Source organism: Nostoc mirabile CHAB5784, assembly GCF_020829645.1.
In the GTDB taxonomy this organism is placed as follows: domain Bacteria; phylum Cyanobacteriota; class Cyanobacteriia; order Cyanobacteriales; family Nostocaceae; genus Nostoc; species Nostoc mirabile.
Map to the genome: position 1 here is coordinate 1 of NZ_JAIVFS010000220.1, position 5,409 is coordinate 5,409.

General features: G+C 43.4%; 3 protein-coding genes. 2 read left to right on the forward strand and 1 reads right to left on the reverse strand.

What is annotated here, in order from left to right:
- On the reverse strand, positions 1–1,948 hold a 1,948-nt coding region (ago, locus tag LC653_RS44425), incomplete at its 3' end, for a protein argonaute (RefSeq protein WP_229501617.1).
- Between the two features lie 559 nt (positions 1,949–2,507).
- On the opposite strand from ago, the gene drmD reads away from it, so the two are divergent.
- Positions 2,508–3,938 (forward strand): DISARM system SNF2-like helicase DrmD, encoded by a 1,431-nt coding sequence (drmD, locus tag LC653_RS44430; RefSeq protein WP_229501618.1) that lies wholly within the window; start codon positions 2,508–2,510, stop codon positions 3,936–3,938.
- 21 nt (positions 3,939–3,959) lie between these two features.
- Positions 3,960–5,409, forward strand: a 1,450-nt coding sequence (locus tag LC653_RS44435; RefSeq protein ID WP_229501619.1) for a helicase-related protein, incomplete at its 3' end; no start/stop codon positions are given.

Below are 5,409 nucleotides of genomic sequence, written 5' to 3' on the forward strand. Positions count from 1 at the left end.
CAATACCTTGTTGCGACTTATCTAACAGGGTAAACGGGTGTTCGTGAGAAACTGTTAGGAAAGCAAATTCAATGTTTTGTTCTTCTCCAACCTCCGCAACGCACTGTGCCACAATATCTGCAACATCAAGGTTCTTGAAAGGTCTAGCAGCATGAAATACAAGGCGAACAGTATCTCCTGGTTGCCAACCGTTGCGTCGCTTAATGTCCTGTAAAATTGATGCTGTAGATGCTTTCAAAATGTTTGGATATTCAGAATAAGAACACTCTTGGGAAAGATTGCCCAAGAGGTAGTTCCCATCACCTCTAAAAACTGTTGTGATCCCTACAAACCTTTGTCGCTCAAAGAAGCGACTCCCAGAAAGTTCACAGTTTCCTATGCCGATGACAAGTTCATCACTAATTGTGAGGTCATGATCTACTGTCCAAGGCAACCCGTTCATTTTGGCGTAGAGAGCAACACTGAGATTTTGCAGCGTGTATTGCAGTGAATAACGTGATTGCCCTAGAGTAGATGCCCGAATGCCTTGCACAGGGATTCCAGCCATTAGTAACAGAGCTTTGGACTGAAGATATGGATTTTCTGGGTCTGGAAGCCTTGCATGTTCGTCTAAGAGAATAACAATAGCTGCATCTGGCATGGTTTTTTCTAAAACCTGCGCCACAGCTTCTCTATAAGCGACTGCTGGCGGTTTCTGTTTACTATTGAGCCAGGGAATTTGCCGCAGAGTCAACTTAGGATTAACAAGACCAAAAATTTTGGCAAATCCACCTGAGTATTTGGAGTTTTCCTCCCAGTATTCAATCCCATCTTGAAATACTTTTTTCTTGATACTAATTCCGTCTCGAAATGCTTTTAAAAAATTTTCCACTGCACCCTGAACGGTATCTGGAAAAAGAACCAATATTTCTGGGGATTTTTTTGAGAAAATCTCACGACTAAAAGGCCCATATTTCTCAATTCCTTTCCAAGCGTATAGGCTTCGTTTTGTTCGGGCTGCATCAAAGCAATACTCTACTGGTGAAGCAGAAATCACCGTTTGGTAACTATCATCATTCACTGCTTCAATACGATCTCTAATATATCCAAGTAAATTAGGTGCAAGCTGCATAGGAGATTTTTTTGCCAGAAAGGTCTCCATACGAGTCAAAATATCGTCTAGTGCAGGGCCAGTTAAAAAATTAGCTTCCTGAATCAATCTTTCTGATTCAAAAGCATCATACTTATCTCCCAGCAATGTTTTGAGGCAACGGACAAAAGACGCTTTGGAGCCTTCTAGCCATACTTCACTTTCATTGATAGAAGTAATTCCATCGAATGATTCTAATAAGTTGACCGTTTTTTCATAAATGTGGCTGATTTTTCCAACCAAACGGCGTTGTCCTGGTTGAGGTTGGCGACGAACAACATATAGATCCTGAAGATTAACTCCTGCATTTTGTAGCTCACTCAGGGATGCAAGGATTTCCCAACGAGTTTCTAACCGTAGAAACAGACCAATAAATGTCTCCTCGTGTCGGAGTTCAACTAACTTTGCTTCGAGTGCAAATTTGGGTTTAATTTTGAAGGAAGAAATCAGTGATGGTAAGTCTTTGATTTTAGTAGCAATAGAACTGACTAACTCTTCTTTTTGAGAAAGGAATGTGAAGGGTTTAAATCGAAAAGCTGAATATTGGGCAAATATGTCTGGCAAGACACTATCAATGCGAGCTGCTAGAAGTTGCAAGTGTTCTTCAGTCTTCAATTCAACAGGTTTACCAAAGGTTTGTTCTTGTTGAGGCACTTTAGGGATTCCGTAGACTTTGCCAGAGCGCCAATGAAGAAACCAGTCCGACTGGAGTTTTTCTCGTAATTCTCGTAGCCCTCTATTATCTGGCATGTCTTGAACATAGGCGATGAAGGTATTAGCGGAAAGTTCTACCTTAAACCCGTTGAAGCAAATGGACATATGTAGCACTTACTTTATATCTGTGAAAATTTTGATGCAGTTTGTACCTCAGTCCCCTTGGTTATCTGAACTCAGGCAAGTACATTAGTACTGGTTAATTATTCTATATTTAGCGTATTTATTTACACTTTTTGGAAGAATACGCCATTCTCTAGATTTTTTTTATGTTCTAAGTTTTACTTTGTGGCTGGATAAGCGATCGCTGCGAAAGCTTGGCCTACAGGGCCCTACAGATCAACAAGGTCTGGTTTATTGGCCTCTGCTAAAAGCGAGAAACAGCACAGTTCAGCAACCTGCCCTCCTGACATACACAGCGATGTTTACGACGGGCTGCGCCTACGCAAACTACAAAAATTCCAATGAAATAAAAAATTTATCATACATTTCACAGTTTGAGTTACTGAATGTGTTCTGACGACAGATGCTTTGCACCACTATCTTGAGAACACATCACTGAGAATTTTGACTGTATAGGAAAAGAGAAGTAACAATAATAACAACACAAACCTGTTTTTGATAATTCCCCATTCCCTATTCCCAATCCCCAATTCCCCAAATCATGGCTATAGTCAGAGCTATCCCAGAACAAGGTCAACTGGTTAACGTTCGCTCCCGTCAATTCGTCGTCACGGATGTGCGTAATACGACTTTACCCACCAATCCAATGCTGAGTGCAGTGGAAAAAACCCAGCATTTGGTCAGTCTATCCTCCGTTGAAGATGATGGTTTGGGTGAAGAACTACAAGTAATTTGGGAATTAGAGCCTGGGGCATTAGTTTATGAAAAGATGGAGTTGCCCAAACCTACAGGTTTTGACGCACCTGCAAGGTTAGATGCATTTCTCGATGCTGTGCGTTGGGGAGCAGCATCAACAGCTGATATTCGCACTTTACAATCCCCCTTTCGCAGTGGCATCGATATTGAAGATTATCAGCTTGATCCAGTAGTGCGAGCAATTCAAATGCCTCGCGTTAATTTGCTAATTGCAGATGATGTCGGATTGGGTAAAACCATTGAGGCCGGGTTAGTTGCCCAAGAATTAATTATCCGTCATCGCTGCCGGCGCATCTTGATAGTTTGTCCATCTTCACTGCAAATTCAGTGGCGAGACCAAATGCGCGATAAGTTTGGTTTAGATTTCCGCGTCGTGGACAGTACCTTAATGAAGGAACTACGACGGAAGCGGGGAATCCACGTCAACCCTTGGCAGCATTTCCCCAGGTTGATTACCTCAATAGATTTTCTCAAACGCGATCGCCCTCTTCGTCTTCTGCGAGAAATGTTACCAGGTGAAGGGGAACCGATGTATCCTCGGCGGTTTGATTTGCTGATTGTGGATGAAGCGCACAATGTTGCTCCCTCTGGTGGTGGAAACTATGCTGTTGATTCTTTGAGGACTGCTGCTATTCGGCTTTTAGTACCGCATTTTGAACACAAACTATTCTTGACAGCGACACCACACAACGGCTACCCCGAAAGTTTTACTGCCCTGTTGGAATTACTTGATAGCCAACGGTTTGCACGGGGGGTATCACCCGATCGCAAGCAGTTACAAGTAATCATGGTTCGCCGTCTCAAATCCGAGATGAAAGATTGGGATGGTTCTGACTTATTTCCACAGCGCCAGTTAGAAGCTATACCTGTAGACTATCCTGAAGCAGAACGACAAACACACACCAACCTCAAAAAATATACTGAATTGCGCTGCAAGGGGGTGGCAGATAATACAGAAAAATATGCGACTGAATTTGTCCTCAAGTTGTTAAAAAAACGGTTGTTTTCGTCTCCTCAAGCGTTTGCAACTACTTTGGCACAGCATGAAGAATCGCTAAAAAATGCCCGTCGCCGCACTTATAGCAGTTTATCTCGACCGACAGAAGGTATTTTGCGCCGTCAATTGGCACAAATTGAAGAAGATTTTGCAGATGATGAAGTTTATGAAGAATCGACAGATGAGGCAATTACTAATACAACTAGGTTATTTCGATAACTGAGTACAGAAGAACAGGCTTTGCTGCGACAGATGCGGGAATGGGCAGAGACGACATCGAGAGTGTCTGATGCCAAAGCCAAAGAACTACTTAACTGGATTCATACTCACATTAAACATGATGGTAAATGGTCAAATGAAAGGGTGATAATTTTTACAGAATATCGAGCTACCCAGAAATGGTTATATAACTTATTTGCCACAGAGGGGTTAGTAGAAGGCGATCGCTTAATGACACTTTACGGCGGGATGAAGTCAGAAGATCGAGAGCAGGTAAAAGCGGCGTTTCAAGCATCTCCTGATATATCCCCAGTGCGAATTTTGCTGGCGACGGATGCGGCGAGTGAGGGTTTGGATTTGCAGAATTTTTGTTCGCGCCTTATCCACTATGAAATTCCCTGGAACCCGAACCGGATGGAGCAGCGTAACGGTAGAATTGACCGTCATGGGCAAAAAGCATCCCTAGTGAGGATTTACCACTTTGTTGGCAAAGATTATCAACATAATACAACTGGGCTACGTCCCGGTGAATTAGAAGGCGATTTAGAATTTCTCATGCGGGCGGCGTTGAAAATTAACAACATCCGCGAAGATTTAGGTAAGGTGGGGCCAGTGATTGCGGCGCAGGTGGAAGAAGCGATGATGGGGTATCGCAGCGTTTTGGATACTTCAGTCGCAGAGAGGGAGTCTGAAGTTGTGCGGCGAATGTTGAAATTTGAGCGCCAGGTGCGGGAGCAAATTGAAAAGCTGCGAGAACAGTTGAATGAGACGCGCCAGCATTTGCGATTGACACCGGATAATATTGAGGCGGTGGTCAAAATCGGTTTGGAATTAGCTCAACAACCACTTTTGATTGCAGGGAAAGTAGAGGGAGTTGCTGGGAAGGTGTTTTACCTACCACCATTAAAAAGCAGTTGGGCAGTTTGCAGCGAAGGTTTAGCCCATCCCCACACCAAAGAAATTCGTCCGATTGTTTTTGACCCGGAATTGGCGCATGGTAGAGATGATGTAGTCTTAGCCCACTTGAATCATCGTTTAGTGCAGATGTGCTTGCGGTTGTTACGCGCTGAAGTTTGGTCAAAGGAAGGTAGAAAAGCTTTGCATCGGGTGACGGCGCGTTTGGTTCCTAATTCGGTTTTGGATACACCTGCGGTTATAGCTTACGGTCGATTGGTGATTTTAGGAAGCGACCAGCAACGGTTACATGAGGAAGTAATCATGGCGGGTGGGTTGCTTAAAGAAGGAAAATTTAGCCGTTTGGGTGTGATGAAAATTCAAGAAGCTGTTTCAGTGGCTTTACCAGAATTAGCACCGGAAAATGTCACAGAGAAATTAGCCCAGATGTGGGATAGTCACGCATCAGCTTTGATGCAAGCTTTGGAGGCACGGCTTCAAGACCGTAGTAAAAGTTTACAACGAGACTTAGGTGATCGCGCTCAAAAAGAAGCGGCTGATATTACAGCAGTTTTAA